The sequence below is a fragment of the uncultured Gordonia sp. genome, assembly GCF_937858515.1.
GTDB lineage: Bacteria > Actinomycetota > Actinomycetes > Mycobacteriales > Mycobacteriaceae > Gordonia.
The window spans coordinates 16,396-32,517 of record NZ_CALLZT010000208.1; the positions used below are offsets into that span (position 1 = coordinate 16,396).

General features: G+C 66.9%; 15 protein-coding genes and 1 tRNA gene. 12 read left to right on the top strand and 4 right to left on the bottom strand.

The genetic code is table 11. The features are described from left to right. Nucleotides 1–20: 20 nt before the first annotated feature. Together Q0627_RS20110 and Q0627_RS20115 are read right to left on the bottom strand one after the other, a co-directional pair. The gene (locus tag Q0627_RS20110) at nucleotides 21–593 is read right to left on the bottom strand and encodes a nitroreductase family protein (protein WP_298812242.1); all 573 of its coding nucleotides are present in this window, start codon (nucleotides 591–593) and stop codon (nucleotides 21–23) included. A gap of 18 nt (nucleotides 594–611) precedes the next feature. Beyond that, the gene (locus Q0627_RS20115) at nucleotides 612–2,150 is read right to left on the bottom strand and encodes an MFS transporter (RefSeq protein ID WP_298812245.1); all 1,539 of its coding nucleotides are present in this window, start codon (nucleotides 2,148–2,150) and stop codon (nucleotides 612–614) included. Nucleotides 2,151–2,277: 127 nt separating this feature from the next. Between Q0627_RS20115 and Q0627_RS20120 the strand changes: the two genes are divergently transcribed. Both Q0627_RS20120 and Q0627_RS20125 read left to right on the top strand, forming a co-directional pair. After that, entirely contained in the window at nucleotides 2,278–2,937 is a 660-nt protein-coding gene (locus Q0627_RS20120; protein WP_291014169.1) for a helix-turn-helix domain-containing protein, read from the top strand. A gap of 89 nt (nucleotides 2,938–3,026) precedes the next feature. Continuing rightward, nucleotides 3,027–3,536 (top strand): hypothetical protein, encoded by a 510-nt coding sequence (locus Q0627_RS20125; RefSeq protein WP_291014172.1) that lies wholly within the window; start codon nucleotides 3,027–3,029, stop codon nucleotides 3,534–3,536. Nucleotides 3,537–3,724: 188 nt separating this feature from the next. Here Q0627_RS20125 and Q0627_RS20130 read toward each other — a convergent pair whose 3' ends face one another. Next, entirely contained in the window at nucleotides 3,725–4,978 is a 1,254-nt protein-coding gene (locus Q0627_RS20130) for a hypothetical protein (protein WP_298812250.1), read from the bottom strand. A gap of 103 nt (nucleotides 4,979–5,081) precedes the next feature. Here Q0627_RS20130 and Q0627_RS20135 point away from each other — a divergent pair, with 103 nt between their 5' ends. The 10 genes from Q0627_RS20135 to Q0627_RS20180 all read left to right on the top strand — a co-directional run bounded on the left by Q0627_RS20135 (nucleotide 5,082) and on the right by Q0627_RS20180 (nucleotide 15,346). Next, entirely contained in the window at nucleotides 5,082–6,347 is a 1,266-nt protein-coding gene (locus tag Q0627_RS20135; protein ID WP_291014177.1) for an aspartate kinase, read from the top strand. Nucleotides 6,348–6,352: 5 nt separating this feature from the next. Further along, nucleotides 6,353–7,378 (top strand): aspartate-semialdehyde dehydrogenase, encoded by a 1,026-nt coding sequence (locus Q0627_RS20140; RefSeq protein WP_298812252.1) that lies wholly within the window; start codon nucleotides 6,353–6,355, stop codon nucleotides 7,376–7,378. Nucleotides 7,379–7,613: 235 nt separating this feature from the next. Then, the gene (locus tag Q0627_RS20145; protein ID WP_298812275.1) at nucleotides 7,614–8,831 is read left to right on the top strand and encodes a lipase family protein; all 1,218 of its coding nucleotides are present in this window, start codon (nucleotides 7,614–7,616) and stop codon (nucleotides 8,829–8,831) included. 49 nt (nucleotides 8,832–8,880) lie between these two features. Then, nucleotides 8,881–9,546, top strand: a complete 666-nt coding sequence (locus tag Q0627_RS20150) for a hypothetical protein (protein ID WP_291014183.1) — start codon at nucleotides 8,881–8,883, stop codon at nucleotides 9,544–9,546. A gap of 105 nt (nucleotides 9,547–9,651) precedes the next feature. Next, a complete protein-coding gene (locus tag Q0627_RS20155) occupies nucleotides 9,652–10,080 on the top strand; it encodes an organic hydroperoxide resistance protein (RefSeq protein WP_291014184.1) in 429 nt (142 codons plus the stop codon). A 115-nt stretch (nucleotides 10,081–10,195) separates the two neighbouring features. Further along, a complete protein-coding gene (locus Q0627_RS20160; protein ID WP_291014186.1) occupies nucleotides 10,196–10,645 on the top strand; it encodes a hypothetical protein in 450 nt (149 codons plus the stop codon). Nucleotides 10,646–10,746: 101 nt separating this feature from the next. Next, nucleotides 10,747–12,117, top strand: a complete 1,371-nt coding sequence (locus Q0627_RS20165) for a DUF2252 domain-containing protein (RefSeq protein ID WP_298812277.1) — start codon at nucleotides 10,747–10,749, stop codon at nucleotides 12,115–12,117. 17 nt (nucleotides 12,118–12,134) lie between these two features. Further along, entirely contained in the window at nucleotides 12,135–13,505 is a 1,371-nt protein-coding gene (locus Q0627_RS20170; protein WP_298812258.1) for a dipeptidase, read from the top strand. Between the two features lie 117 nt (nucleotides 13,506–13,622). Next, nucleotides 13,623–13,696, top strand: a tRNA-Pro gene (locus Q0627_RS20175). Between the two features lie 183 nt (nucleotides 13,697–13,879). Then, nucleotides 13,880–15,346 carry an NAD(P)/FAD-dependent oxidoreductase gene (locus tag Q0627_RS20180; protein ID WP_298812262.1) on the top strand — a complete coding sequence of 489 codons (1,467 nt, stop codon included), beginning with the start codon at nucleotides 13,880–13,882 and terminating at the stop codon, nucleotides 15,344–15,346. 59 nt (nucleotides 15,347–15,405) lie between these two features. Here the strand turns inward: Q0627_RS20180 and Q0627_RS20185 are convergent, their stop codons facing one another. Beyond that, nucleotides 15,406–16,086, bottom strand: a complete 681-nt coding sequence (locus Q0627_RS20185; RefSeq protein ID WP_291014194.1) for a VIT1/CCC1 transporter family protein — start codon at nucleotides 16,084–16,086, stop codon at nucleotides 15,406–15,408. Nucleotides 16,087–16,122 lie beyond the last annotated feature (36 nt).

Below are 16,122 nucleotides of genomic sequence, written 5' to 3' on the forward strand. Positions count from 1 at the left end.
GACCCGCTGTCGTGACAGCCTCACGCGCCGGTGGTGAACGCCTGGCCCCAGGAACCGGCGAAGGAGATCTCGTCGAGCGGAAGTCGTCGGCGCGGCAATGAATCTCGTTCTCGCACTTCGGGGCTGAGTGTTGACGGATCGTCGGCAAGGCGGCCGACCGCCAGAACCACCATCGCACGCTTGTCGTCGGGGATCGCGAACCGTACCCGCGCGCCTTCTGCGTCGAAACCGGCCATCGGGTGCGCGTTGAACCCGAGCGCCACCGCCTGAATGCTCATCTGCGCGACCGCCAGTCCCAGGTCGACGGCGCCGTAGTCGTGCGCCTTGGCGTCGTCGGGATCGTCGGTGGTGCACACCATGACCAGCGCCGATGCCGCCGGCGCCCACGGCTTGTTGCCTCGGGTCAGCAGTTCGGTCATCGCCGTGAACGTGGTGTCGCCGCGTATACCGACGACGAACCGGACCGGCTGCACCTTGCCCCAGGTGGCGGCCCAGCGGCCGGCCTCCAGGATCTCGGTGAGGTCGTCGGCGGAAATGGTGGCTGTGGGGTCGTAGCCGCGGGCGCTCCAGCGGCTTTCGATCAGTTCATGCACCCTGACGACGGTAGGCCATCATGACGCGACGGGCTCCTCGACCGCCGCTCGCGCGCCGGGACGCATCACGAAAGTGAGTACCACTGCGACCGCCGTCAGCATCAGAGCGGCGGTCAGCGCCGACACGTGCATGCCGTCGACGAATGCCTGCTTGGCGGCCGTCGCGAGAGCCTCGCCGGATGAACCCAGCCCGTCCGCGGTGCGCAACGTGTCGCCGAGGGTGTCGCCGAACTCATGGCCACCGGAGCCGGCTCGGAAAGTGAGCGTCGCCAGCGAACCGAGCAGTGCCAGCCCGAGGGCGGTGCCGAGTTCGAAGCAGGTTTCGGAAATGCTGGAGGCCGCACCGGACCGCTCCGGCGGCACCGAACCGACGACGACCTCCGACACCAGACTGAACTGGGTACCGAAGCCGACACCGGCGATGCTGGTGAACACCAGGTAGATCCACAGGGGACTGCCGACGCCGAGCGCGAGGACGCCCGCCATGCCGACTGCGGTGAGCACCACCGAACCGACGAACGCGTTGCGCGTGCCGATCACCGCGGCCACCTTCGCGGCGCCGACGGAGAAGACCGCCACCGCACACGCCATCGGCAGTCCGGCGATCGCGGCCGCCAGCACATCCTTATCCAGCACGGACTGCAGGTAGACGCCGGTCAGATACGACATGCCGCCCAGGGCCATCATGCCGGTGAGGGCGACTGCGACCGACCCGCTGAACATCGGATTGGTGAACAGTGATAGGTCCAGCAGCGGATGCGGGGTGCGCTTCTGGTGCAGCAGGAACGAGACCAGCAGGGCCAGGCCGGTGAGCCCGATCAGTGCGGTGCCGGCGGAGAACCCGTGCGAGGCCATCGTCTTGATCGCGTACATCATCGGCAGGATGCCCGCCATCGACAACACGACGCCCAGGATGTCGAACGGCCCGCTCGCGCCGGCCCGGAACTCGGGGACCAGGCGCGGCCCGACGAGCAGCAGCACGATGGTCACGGGCACGTTGATGAGGAACACCGAGCCCCACCAGAAGTGGTGCATGAGAATGCCGCCGACGACCGGCCCGACGGCGCTGCCGCCGGCGAACACCGCGGTCCAGATGCCGATGGCCAGGCCCCGGTCGCGGACGTGGACGAACATGTTCGCGATCAGCGACAGGCTCGACGGCAGTAGAGTCGCTCCGCCCAGCCCCATCAGGGCCCGGGCCGCGATGAGCACGCCCGCGCTCGGTGCGAACGCGGCCATCGTCGAGGCCACGCCGAACACCACCGCACCGGCGAGGAGGATCTTGCGGCGACCGATGCGATCGCCGACATTGCCCATCGTGATGAGCAGACCGGCCAGCAGGAAGCCGTAGATGTCAAGAATCCACAACTGTTCCGACGCGGACGGGTCGAGTGCGGAGGTGATGGACGGGATGGCGAGGTAGAGGACGGACACATCCATCGACACGAGCATCACCGGCAGCGTGAGCACGGCCAGGCCGAGCCAGGTGCGGCGGTCGGCGCGGGGGGCGGAAGCCGCCGCGATGCGCTGCTCGCTGCTCTGGTGATCGATGGCCATGGTCGGCTGCTTTCTGCTCAGGTGTCGGGAGTTGGTGCGTACGGCGTACGCGTGCAACGGTACGTAGCTGAGTACGCTGTACGCAAGCCAGTTATTCCCCCGTTCGAATGAGGAGGCACGAAGTCCCGTGGCCGCCGAGCACCCCAAGCTCACCGTCGCGGTGATCGTCGACGCCGCGATCGCCGTCGCCGACCGCGACGGGATGGGAGCACTCTCGATGCGGCGCATCGCCGACGAACTCGGCGTCGGCGCGATGTCGCTGTACCGGCACGTCGCAGGGAAAGACACCCTCATCGAGGAGATGACCGTCGAGGTGGGGCGGCGGTTTCCCTATCCGATCGACACCGAACCCGCGCTCGGCTGGCGCGAGCGAGTGGCCGCGGCAACCGCCGTCGACTGGGAGCTGTACCAGCATCACCCGTGGGTGGTTCAGGCCTACACCTCACCCCGCTACGGGTTCAGTATCGAATCGCTGCGCTGCCTGGACTGGCTGGTCGGCGGCTTCATGGACGGGCTCGGCGTCGACGTCGAGGTGGCCACCGGGATGTCGCTGACAGTGTGGAGCTATGTCAACGGCGTCGCACTCGCCGCGCTGCCCGGCTTGACACTTGACGCCGACTACGACGGTCCGGGCGGTCTCGCCGACCTCATCGAGGGCCGGGTCACCGACCCGCCGCCGCACCTGGCCGGTCTCGCCGGCAGTGCCCGGGCCCGCGAACTTACCGATCCCCGCGCCCGCATCGACCGCGGCATCGCCTGGCTCTGCTCCGGATTCGCCGCCGGGTAGTTGCGGTGGGGAGTTCTCCCCATCGGAAACCGTCCGGTGGGGGAGTTCTCCCCATCGCCTGTGCGGATGCTGTGAGTCATCGTGGAGACATGACACAGAACGCAGCCTCCCGCATGATTCGTCGCTCGGCCGCCGTCGCAGCCGGAATCGTTGCCGTGGCCGCTCCCCTGGCCGTTGTCGCCCCCACCGCGTCGGCGATCCCCGGGGAGTGGCCGAAGGTCAATCCCGTCGCCTACAAGGTCGGCGGCAGCTACTATTTCACCTCCCCGTCGCGCGGCTGGAAGTGCGCCATCCGTCTCGACCGGGGTGCCCCGTGGGCGGGTTGTCAGGGCAAGATCCCGGCCCGGGCGCCCAGGGTAACCGGCGGCGGAGTCTCCTCGATCCACCCGAACGGCGTCTCGATGACCACTGCGACGCGCGCCCGGTTCGTCTTCTTCAGCGACACCACCGTGCAGGTGCGCAATCAGCGCGTACTGCCCTACGGCAAGCTCCTGCAGGTCCGCGGCATCACCTGCTCCACCGGCCCCGAGTACGGGGTCAACTGCGCCGGCGGCGGGCACCACTTCACCATCTCGACCGACGACTACTGGATGGGATGAACCGATGACCCAGCACCCTGATGACGAAGGCCGCCGGCATTCCGGCGAGTACCGCGTGCCGCCTGCCGGTATCCGGCGGTGTGTGCCGACCTCATCGCGCAGTGGTTCCGCGCGTTGGCGATTCGCGCCGATCATGTGCCCCAATCGCCCGGCCTGACGTGCGTGCCCGCGAAACCGGGCGTGAGCAACTACATGGCATGTGGATACACAGTGAGCATGTGGGCGCCGAACCACGCACTGCCCGCGACGACCGGTAGCAGCGTGGCCACGATCACCGGCGGTCGCCACCGCGCCATGATCACCGCGAACGGGATCAGCAGCACGAACGCCGGCAGCAGTAGCCGGGCGCGGCTCATCATCAGCCCGCTCGAGGCCATGATCGAGGCCACGACCAGCATCGCGTACAGCAGTACCGGCCACGGCAGCCGCGACCACACCGCCACCGCGATGAGCAGCGGCGTCGACAACATGATCGCGGCCGTCGCCACCGGTGCCACCTCACCGGAATGGGTGAGTGAGTCGTTGACGAACCGTACGGCGGCCACCCCGAAGTCGAAGCGGGTGTCCCAGCCGTCGGTCTGAATGGTGAACCAGCCCAGCGGGTGCCCGGTGCGCGCCCACACCACTCCGAGAAACCCCAGGTAGCCGATGGGGCTCAGCGTGATCGCCGTCAGGATCCGGGCCGACTCGCTCCTGCCTGGCCGCCGGCGCAGCGTCGTCAGGCCGACGACGACGACAGTGGCGATCACCACGACCCCCGTCGGCCTCGTCGCACCGGCCAGCAGCGCGCACACGCCGGCGAGCAGCCAGCGTTCCTCGAGCACTCCGATGAGTGCCCACACCGCGACCGCGCAGAACAGGGCCTCGGTATAGGCCATGTTCAGCACGATCGACATCGGGGTGGCGGCGAACAGCGCGACGGTGATGAGGCCGACCGTGTACGGGTCGGGGTGCGACGCCGGCTCGGGCCGTGGTCCGGGGTCCGGGACGAATCGGGACAGGGAGCCGGGCATGGCAGCTCGCAGGCGGTCCCAGGGCAGGGGCGTTGCCGTCGCCATCCGTTGCGCGCACAGCGCGCCGAGTCTGGCCACCCCCGCCGCGGCGAACACGCACAGGACGACGTTCACCGCGATCGCCGCCCCGTACGTCGTGACCAGCGGAAGTCGTGCCACCACCGACACCAGGTAGGGGTATCCGGGGAAGAACGCGTACGCGGTGTCGGCGGAGTGGACGCCCCACGCGTCGGTGAGATCGACCGGCACGTTGTCGTATCCGTGTTCGGCGATGGCCAGCATCCATTTGCCGTCCCACGCGGCCAGACGATCGCCCAGCGATTTACCGTTCAGCCGTGCCAGGTCCGCGAGCACCAGGATTCCGACGGCCCGGATCGCGAAGAACACGACGACCGGTGTCAGCCACTGTCGGAGGAACCGCTCTGTCACCCGGTCGATGGTAGGCGAGGCCGCGTGATCGCCCCGGCATGGCCGAAACGCGCAACGCCGGTAAGGTTGACGCGGACTACCCGCATGACAGAAGGGAATCGGCGTGGCACTCGTCGTGCAGAAATACGGAGGATCCTCGGTCGCGACGGCCGAGCGGATCCGTCGTGTCGCCGAGCGCATCGTCGAGACGAAGAAGCAGGGCAACGACGTCGTCGTCGTGGTGTCGGCGATGGGCGACACCACCGACGAACTCCTCGACCTGGCCCAGCAGGTCAACCCGGCACCGCCGGCCCGCGAGATGGACATGCTGCTCACCTCGGGTGAACGTATTTCCAACGCGCTCGTCGCGATGGCGATCGCCTCGCTCGGTGCGCAGGCCCAGTCGTTCACCGGCTCACAGGCCGGTGTCATCACCACCAGCAGCCACGGCAAGGCCAAGATCATCGACGTCACGCCCGGCCGCGTCCGCAACGCGCTCGACGAGGGCAAGATCGTGCTGGTCGCGGGCTTTCAGGGCGTCTCGCAGGACACCAAGGACATCACCACCCTCGGCCGCGGCGGTTCGGACACCACCGCCGTCGCGCTCGCCGCGGCGCTGCGGGCCGATGTGTGCGAGATCTACACCGACGTCGACGGCATCTACACCGCCGACCCGCGCATAGTGCCCGACGCCCGTCGCCTGGAGACGGTGTCGTTCGAAGAGATGCTCGAGATGGCGGCCTGTGGTGCCAAGGTGCTGATGCTGCGCTGCGTCGAGTACGCGCGCCGCTACAACGTTCCCGTTCACGTGCGCTCGTCGTACTCGACCAAGCCCGGCACCATCGTGACCGGCTCAATGGAGGACATTCCCGTGGAAGAAGCCATTCTCACCGGCGTCGCACACGACCGCAGCGAGGCCAAGATCACCGTCACCGGCCTCGACGACAAGCCCGGTTCGGCGGCCAAGGTGTTCCGCGCCGTCGCCGACGCCGAGATCAACATCGACATGGTGCTGCAGAACATCTCGAAGGTCGAGACCGGCAAGACCGACATCACCTTCACCCTGCCGCGTGAGCTGGGCCCGCTCGGCGTCGAGAAGTTGACCTCGCTCAAGGACGAGATCGGTTTCACCGAACTGCTCTACGACGACCACATCGGCAAGGTCTCGCTGGTGGGTGCGGGCATGAAGTCGCATCCGGGTGTCACGGCCACGTTCTGCGAGGCCCTGGCCGATGTCGGCATCAACATCGAACTGATCTCCACCTCGGAGATCCGGATCTCGGTGCTGTGCCGGGACACTGAACTCGACGACGCCGTGCGTGCCCTGCACGAGGCGTTCGACCTCGGCGGCGACGAAGAGGCCGTCGTCTACGCCGGAACCGGAAGGTAGATCACATGGCTTTGCGTATTGGTGTCGTCGGTGCGACCGGCCAGGTCGGCGGCGTGATGCGGGCACTGCTGGCCGAGCGTAAGTTCCCGGCCGACGAGGTGCGGTTCTTCGCGTCGGCGCGGTCAGCGGGCAAGAAGCTGCCGTGGGGCGACGGCGAGATCGTCGTCGAGGACGCGTCGACGGCCGACCCGTCGGGTCTGGACATCGCGCTGTTCTCCGCGGGCGCGACGATGTCGCGGGAGCAGGCGCCGCGGTTCGCCGCCGCGGGCGTGACCGTCATCGACAACTCGTCGGCATGGCGCAAGGACCCCGACGTGCCGCTGATCGTGTCCGAGGTGAACGGTGAACTGGCCAAGAACCCGCCCAAGGGCATCATCGCCAACCCCAACTGCACCACGATGGCGGCGATGCCGGTGCTCAAACCGCTGCACGACGCGGCCGGGCTGCAGCGGCTGATCGTGTCGTCGTATCAGGCGGTGTCCGGCAGCGGGCTGGCCGGTGTGGAGGAACTCGCCGGGCAGGTGCGCGCGGTGGCCCCGGAGGCGGAGAAGCTGGTCTACGACGGATCGTCGGTGGCCTTCCCGGACCCGGTCAAGTATGTGGCGCCGATCGCGTTCAACGTCGTCGCTCTCGCCGGTGCGCTGGTTGACGACGGGTCGGGCGAGACCGACGAGGATCAGAAGCTGCGCAACGAGTCGCGCAAGATCCTCGGCCTGCCCGACCTGCTGGTGAGCGGTACCTGCGTGCGGGTTCCGGTGTTCACCGGGCACTCATTGTCGATCAATGCCGAGTTCGCCGAGCCGATCTCGCCGGAGCGGGCGCGGGAGATCCTGGGATCGGCTGCCGGAGTGGAGCTTTCCGACGTACCCACGCCGCTTGATGCGGCGGGTAAGGATGCCTCGCTGGTCGGGCGGATCCGGCAGGACCCGGGCGTGCCCGACGGTCGCGGTCTGGCGTTGTTCGTCGCGGGTGACAATCTGCGAAAGGGCGCCGCGCTCAACACTATTCAGATCGCGGAGTTGCTCGCCTGAGTTCGGGGGTGGTCCGGTGAGGCTTTCGTCTCGCCGGACCCGACGCGTACCTCGCGCCTTCGTCGCTTCGGCCTCAGGGATCGAGAGGGTGATCGCGTCATCTCCATTCGGTGAGGTGCGGGACACTTGACCCGGTTACTGTGGGGTAACCTACCGATCTATGGGAATTCTCAGGGGAGATACGGCAAGCCGTAAGGGTTCGCGGATTCGGGGTGCACGGGCTGCGGCCGTGCTGATGGCAGGGGCGATGACCGCGACGATGGCCTCGGTGGCCGCGCCGGAGGCGTCGGCGGCGGACTTCTACATGCCGCCGGCCAACATCGCAGATACGCCGGGAGCGGTCCTCAAGACGCAGTCGATTCCGCTCGTGATGCAGATTCCGGGGATCAAGAACCAGTGGCCGGGTAACGCGAAGAAGGTGATGTACACCTCTCGCGACATTCACGACAAGCCGGTCGCCGTCACCGGAACAGTCGTCGAGCCCACCGCACCGTGGACCGGCAAGGGTCCGCGTCCGACCGTCGTCGTCGGGTCCGGCACCATCGGCCAGGGTGATCAGTGTGCGCCGTCCAAGCAGATGTCGTTCCCGATGTCGATCGACGTCACCAAACCGTCGATCGCGTTCAACTACACCGCGCCCGAGATGTACATCTTCCTGCTCAACGGTGTCCGGGTGTTCGTCACCGACTACATCGGCCTCGGCACCCCGGGCATCCACACCTACGTCAACCGCGCCGAGACCGGGCACGCGATGCTCGACGGCGCCCGCGCGGCCATCAACGCCAGCGGTGCGTCGAAGGATTCACCGGTCGGTTTCGTCGGCTACTCGCAGGGTGGTGGTGCGGCGGCGTCGGCCGCTGAGCTGGCCCAGACGTACGCACCCGAGCTGAAGGTGAAGGCCACCTACGCCGGCGCCCCGCCTGCCGACCTGCGCAAGGTGCTCGCCGCTGTCGACGGCACCACCATCTCGGCGGCCATCGGCTACACCATCAACGGCATGACCGATCGCTACCCGGCCCTGCGCGAACTGGTGAACAAGGAGGCCAGCCCGAGCGGCCTGGCCAAACTCAAGCAGATCTCCACCCAGTGCATCGGTGACAGCATCCTGAGCACGGCGTTCCAGCGCACCAGCGGCTGGACCAAATCGGGCAAGACGCTCAGCCAGCTCGTCGATATGTACCCGGAGGCGATCGCGGTTCTCGAGGAGAACCGGATCGGCAAGCTCAAGCCCAATGCGCCGGTCTACCTGCAGGGCGGCCTGCACGACGACGTGATCCCGTATGGTCAGGTCAGGGATCTGTACAGAAACTGGACCGCCCAGGGTGCCAAAGTCACCTTCCACACCGACAGCACTCCGCCGATCTTGACCAAGGTGATCGTCAATCACGTGGTGCCGATGCTGGCAACCCTGTTGCCCGGCACCGACTTCGTGCTCGATCATCTCCGGAAGTGACGCGTCTTCGTCTGAGGCGAGAGGGTCCGAACGAGAGGATGGGCCGACGATGACAGAGCGTGGCGACGGGGATTTCCACGATCAGGACATTCCGAGCCAGGCCGAACTCGACGCCGAGGACATGGCCGAACTGGCGAAACGCTCGTCGCACGACCGGGACCGGGCGGGTCTGTATCCGGTGCGCAACACCAATCCGGGACCCGTCCCGGTGCCACTGGCCAAACACGCCGTCGCCTGCTTCTGGGCGGCGGCGTCGGCCGGGGCGATCTGCCTGATCTACGGGTTCCTCAATCTCGGCACCATCCAGGATCTGCTGTACGCACGGCTGCTCGACGGTGTGCGCAACGACCCCGGTAACGCCGCCCCCGAAGACAAGATCTCCGGGATGTCATCGACGTTCCCGCCGGTGATGCTGGTGCTGATCGCAGTGTTCCTCGCGGTGGAGTATCTGCTGCTGGTGAATACCGCCAAACACAACAGCCGCGGCATGCGCAATGTGTACCTGTCGGTGGTCGTGGTGAACATGATGTGCATCCCGATCGGTATCGACCTGCTGTTCGCCTACCAGCGGCTGTCGGTGGTGATAGTCGTGATCGGCTGGGCGCAGCTGGTGCTGCTGGCCTTCTCCGCGCTGTGCACGCTGCGAAAAGAGGTCAACGACTGGTTGCCCGCGCCCAACAAGGTCCGGCCCGGATCGGGCTTCGGTAGACGCTGAGGAGCGGGCTTCGGCCGACGTTGCCGTGCGGACTTCCCGCACGGGGCGTCTGGTCGGGGGCACAATGGGGAACGTCAGTGAAAGACATCACCCCAGGAGAAATCAATGGCAGTCGACGCCGTGTACCACGTTTCATCAACAGCGGCCGGTGGCGGCCGTGACGGCGAGGTCGTCTCGGAGACCGGCAGGATCGATCTCGAACTCCGCCCGCCCGTGGAGATGGGTGGCAGCGGTGAGGGCAGCAACCCTGAAGAACTGTTCTCCGCCGGCTACGCCGCGTGCTACCTCGGTGCGTTGCGTGCGGTCGCGGGTCAGCAGGGAGTGAGCGTCCCCGAGGGCACGACGGTGAAGGTGACCGTCGGTATCGGCAAGGACAGCGAGGGCGGGTTCGGGCTGACCGCCGCCATCGAAACCTACCTGCCCGGGCTGGACGAGGCGCAGGCCCAGGCGCTGGCCGACGGCGCCCATGCCTTCTGCCCGTACTCGAAGGCGACCCGGGGCAACATCGAACACACGGTGACCGCCCGGGTCTGACCCTGGTCCCGGCCCGCCCGAAAATTTCTGGCTACATAGCGGCAGAAATTTTCGAGCGGGCCTTCGTGTGAGCTGACGCACGGCGTCAGGGCGGGTCCGGGTAGCGTGTGACCTCGTGGATACAGGGTGGGCTGGACTGGGATTGATCGCCGCGGCCGTCGCCGTCGTCGCGTACGTGCACTACCGGGACCGGGAGACGGCGAGGCTGGGTACGGGGGCAGAACTCGCGCGGGAACTGCGGTCGCTGTCGGGCGGTGATCCGGTGCGCATCGCGGCCGTCGAGGAGTACGAGACGACGATCTACCAGCGGCTGTTCTACGCCTCGGTGATCGGCCCCCGAGTGCGTGCCGCCGCGTGGGCACTGCTCGGTGCCGCGCTCGCGGCGTTCGGTGCGCTCGTCACCGATCCCGTCGACTCCGCGTTCGCCACCGTGGTGACCATTGCGCTGATCGTCGTGGCCGCGGTGTTCGGGCTGGCCGCTCTGGTGCTGGCGGCGATCGCCGGGTATCAGGCGGCCACCACGCCGCGGGTCTCGTTCGCCGACTCGTACGCCGAGGGGCCCTAGGGCGTCGGCGAATCGGCCTGCCGCGCCGTTGGTGCGGTGCGACAATCGTCCTATGTCCGCCCGACACAGGACCGTTGGGTGATCAGCTCCAGGAGGAAGAAATCAGCGCAGCGACGATAGCTCAACTTGCCGAGGTACCCGGGGCGTCCGGTCGGCGCGATCCGGTGTCGGTGGTGGAGGAACAGGCACTGACCAGGGACCAGGACCTGATCCCGGTCCGGCATGCACGGATGTCGGCCACTCCGTTCACGTTCTACCGGGGCGCGGCGGCGGTGATGACCGCGGATCTCGCGGCCACCCCGGACAGCGGCATTCATACACAGCTGTGCGGTGATGCCCATCTGAGCAATTTCGGGGTGTTCTACACCAGGGAACGCCGGATGATCTTCGACATCAACGACTTCGACGAAACCCACCCCGGACCGTTCGAGTGGGACGTCAAGCGGCTCGCGGCCAGCGTGGTGATCGCGGGCAGGAACAACGGATTCAAGAAGAAGCAAACAGCCAAACACGCCAGGGCGGTGGCCCGGTACTACCGGAACTATCTGCTCGCCAGCGTCGAACTGTCGACGTTGGACTGCTGGTACGCGAGGATCGACGTCGACAACCGGCTGCCGGAACTGCGCAAGAGACTCGACAGCTCGACTGCCGAGAGCACCCAGAAGATGCTGAAGAAGGCGCGGCACCGCGACAGCATGCAGGCCGTCAGCAAACTGTGCTGGGTCGATGATGCGGGCCGCGCGCACATTCGCAGCGATCCGCCGCTGCTGGTGCCGCTGACGGAACTGGCGACCGACCGGATGTTCCCCGGCGGCGGCGTGCGGACGGCGGGCGAAGTCGCCGCCAACGGCAGGGCGCTCATGGGTCTGTACCGGGCGAGCCTGCCCGAACACATCGGTGCGCTCTACGACCAGTTCGACATCGTCGATGTGGCACGCAAGGTCGTCGGCGTGGGCAGCGTCGGCTTGCAGGCATGGGTGATCCTGATGTGGGGCAAGGGCGAGAACGATCCGCTGATGTTGCAGGTCAAGCAGGCCCAGCGGTCGGTGCTCGCGGATTATGTCCCGGGCCACGAGTATGCGGGTCAGGGGTGGCGGGTGATCGAGGGGCAGCAGGTCATGCAGGCCGGCAGCGATCAGTTCCTCGGCGCCATCACCGGCCGTGACATCGACAATCATCTGCACGACTACTACGTGCGGCAGCTGCGCGACGGCAAAGGCTCGGTGGTGGTCGAGGCGCTGGGGCCCAAGGGTATGAAAACCTATGCGGCGCTGTGTGGCCGGACACTCGGCCGCGCTCACGCCCGCACTGCGAGCCGGCACGCGATCGCCGCCTACCTCGACGGCAATGAGGATTTCGACGAGGCCATCACCGAGTTCGCGCTGAGCTACGCAGCCATCAACGACAGTGATCACGCGGCGATGATCGAGGCGATCGCCTCGGGCCGGATCGAAGCGGCCGAACTCGTCTGACGAGCGGAGGAATCCTGATGGGTCCGACGAACAGCGTTCTGCGGGAACAGGTCCGCGATCTCATGCCACGGGCCAGGGCGGATCTGGCCGAGATGGTGGCGTTCCGGTCCGTGTTCGACGCCGAACAGTTTCCGGTCACCGAATGCGACGGCATGGTCGACTGGCTGCTGGCGGCGTTCGGCGAACTCGGATTCGCCGATGCCGCAGCACATGTCACCGCCGACGGCAGCAAGGCCGTCACCGGCAGTATCGCCGGTGCGGACGGTGCTCCGACGGTGCTGCTGTATTTCCACCACGATGTGCAGCCGCCGCTCGGAGAGGATGAATGGGCTTCTCCCGTATGGGAACTCACCGAACGGGATGGTCGCTGGTACGGGCGGGGTGCGGCCGACTGCAAGGGTAATATCGCCGTGCACCTCACCGCACTCCGGGCCCTCGCCGGTGGTGCCCCGATCGCACCCGGGCAACTGCCGGTCACCGTCAAGATCCTCGGTGAGGGTTCGGAGGAACAGGGCGGCGGTGGCATCGAGGACTTCGTGGTGTCCCGGCCCGAGTTCGCCGCGGCCGACGTCATCCTGATCTGCGACTCCGGCAACGTCGCGGCCGGCAGGCCCACGCTCACCACGAGCCTGCGCGGTGTAGCCAATGTCGTTGTGTCCGTGGAGGCTTTGGGTTCGGCGATGCATTCGGGCATGTACGGTGGCGCCGCCCCCGATGCCTTGGCAGCGTTGATCGCGATGCTCGCCACCCTGCGAAACGCGGCCGGCGACACCACGATCGACGGTCTGGACGCCGATCAGAGCTGGTCCGGCGTCGAGTATCCGGAGGAGGCGTTCCGCGCCGACGCACAGGTTCTCGACGGTGTCGAACTCATCGGCTCGGGGTCGGTGGCCGAGATGTTATGGGCCCGCCCGGCGGTCACCGTCCTCGGCATCGACTGCCCGGCCGTCGTCGGGTCGTCGGCGTCGGTGGTGCCCCGCACCCGGGCCCGCATCAACCTGCGCGTGCCGCCCGGTGTCGACGCGATGCGTGCCCAGGACCTGCTCGTCGACCACCTGACCGCGGCCGCACCGTGGGGTGTGCGCGTATCGGTGGAGCGCGAGGCCGTCGGGTCACCGTTCTCCGCGGCCACGGCCGGGCCCGGCCACGACACCCTCGTCGACGCGCTGTCTGCGTCGTACGGGGTGCCGGTGGCCCGGCAGGGGCAGGGTGGTTCGATCCCGCTGTGCAGCGTCCTCGCCGAGACTTTTCCCGACGCCGAGATCATGCTGCTGGGTGTGGAGGAACCGGCGTGCCTGATCCACGCGCCCAACGAGTCGGTGGATCCGTCGGAGATCGAGCACCTGGCGCTGGCCGAGGCCATATTCCTCACCGAGTACCGCGCCTGATAGCCGGAGAACCCGACCTGTCCGGAGAACCACCCGCCCCACTATCCTGGATTCACCCCCTGACCAGGCGATTTCCGTACGTCACCGGTCGTGATGTAACCTTTCTGAGGTTGCACACGGGGTGTGGCGCAGCTTGGTAGCGCGCTTCGTTCGGGACGAAGAGGTCGTGGGTTCGAATCCCGCCACCCCGACGCTAGGTTGAGATAGCAGGAGAGGCCCTGACCAGGGGAAACCCGGTCAGGGCTTCCTCGTTCTCCACGGGTCTGTGCAACAGCTCATGCAACATCGTGCATAAACCCCACCGCTGAGGATCGGCATCGACATAATTGACGTGCCGCCGGCTATCGGTGGGGTTTGGGACGGCGAGGAGCTCGATGGTGAGTAGCGCAACCGACTGTGATGTCCTGATCATCGGGGCGGGGATCTCCGGCATCGACGCCGCCTACCGTGTTCAGGAGCAGTGCCCGGAGCTGAGCTATCGGATCGTCGAGGCGCGGGAGCGGATCGGCGGGACGTGGGACCTGTTCCGGTACCCGGGTGTCCGATCCGATTCGGACTTCTTCACCCTCGCATTCCCGTTTCATCCGTGGCGGGGGGAGAACTCGATCGTCGATGGGGATGAGATCCTCGATTACCTCGACGAGGTGCTCACCACCTACGGGATCGACAAGCACATCAGTTACCTCACGCGTGTCGTCGGCGCCGACTGGTCCGGCGGCGATGCCCGATGGACAGTCAAGACTGTTATCGACGGCGGTGAACAGCAGATCCGGGCGCGGTTCGTCATCGTGTGCACCGGCTACTACGACTACGAGCAGCCCTACGACGCACAGATCCCGGGTCGGGAGCGGTTCACCGGGCAGATCATCCACCCGCAGTTCTGGCCGCAGGACTTCGAACCGGACGGCAAGCGGATCGCGGTGATCGGGTCCGGTGCCACCGCGGTGACGCTGGTGCCGAGCCTGGTGAAGCTCGGTGCGCGGGTGACGATGGTACAGCGCACACCGAGTTTCATCTTGGCCGAGCCCCGTAAGGATCCGGTCGCCGGACTGCTGCGCAGCAAACTGGCGCCTGCACGGGCACATCAGATCATGCGGGTGAAAAACACCGCGCTGCAATGGGGGCTGTACCAGGCGTGCCGGCGGGCGCCCAAGACGATGCGCAAATTGCTGCGGTCCGGCGCGATCAGCGGCACCGGGTCGGAAACGTTGGTGGATACCCACTTCAACCCGCCCTACAATCCGTGGGATCAGCGGCTGTGCATCGCGCCGGGCGGAGACCTGTTCAAGGCGCTGAAAGACGGTGGTGCGCAGATCGTTACCGGCAATATTCGCACCATCACCGAGGGCGGCATCGAACTTGCCGACGGCACAACGGTTTCCGCGGACGTCATCGTGACCGCGACGGGTCTGTCGATCAGCCTGCTCGGCAAGATCGCCCTGACCGTCGACGGTGAGCCCGTCAACGGCGCCGACACCGTGGTGTTCCGTGGTGCGATGCTCAGCGGCGTACCGAACTTCGCGTTCTGCGTCGGCTACATCAACCTGTCGTTCACTGTCCGCGCCGACATGACTGCGCGGCTCGTCACCCGGATCCTCAAGCGTCTGTCCGGTCACGACCGCAGCGTCGTCGTACCCGTATACACCGGGCCGCACCCGGACCGGCCGTTCCTCGACATGCAGTCGGGCTACTTGCGGCGTGGTGCCGCACTCATGCCGCGATCAGCCGACGATTACCCGTGGACCATGGCGCAGAACGTCGTTCGCGACTCCTGGCACACCAACCGCGCCGATCTCGATGACGGTCTGGTGTGGACGAAGCCGCGGGTCACATCGGGATGAGCTGCACGGCAAGGTAATTCAGATCCCTGGCGTGAAAGTCGTTGACGGATTGCGTCCGGTCAGATCAGCCAGTCGCCGAGGAAATGGGACGCCGCGAGCGTACCGGCGCCCATGATCACCGAACGGGCCACGGTCTTGCCGATGTTGGATCCGCCGGTGCTGGCCAGAACGAACGAGGTGACGATCAACGAGGTGATGGCCGCGATGATCGTCCACTCCTCCCGCCATCCGAACGGAATGAGGTATGCGATGGCGACAGGGGCAAGCGCACCGATCAGGAAGCCGATGCCCGCCGAAAAACCTTCGGCCCAGGCATCGCGGGTGCTGGTCAGTTCCCGGATGCCGTACTCGATCTCGAGCTGCGCGGAAAGGGCATCGGCATCCGAGAGTTCCTCGGCCACCTTCCTGGAGGTCTCCGTGGAAACACCCTTGGCCTCGAACCACTCGACGAGTTCCTCGATCTCCTCCTCGGGTTCGAGTTCGAGGAGGCGCTGTTCCTCGGCGACCGTCGCCAACTCGGCCTCGCGCTGGGCGAAACCCTCGCCGAGCTCGGCGCCGAACACCGACAGCGCACCCACCACCGCGCTGATCGTGATGACGGCGTACGCGGTGGTCCGGCTGACCTCAGCACCTGCCAGACCCAGACTCATACCGGCGACGGCCATGATGCCGTCGTTGACGTCGGTGATGCGGGAACGGGCGGTATCGGGGGAAATCCGGGCAAGCGGAGACCCGCTCACGAGAGCTCCGAGAGATGGCACGAGAAAACAGTAGCC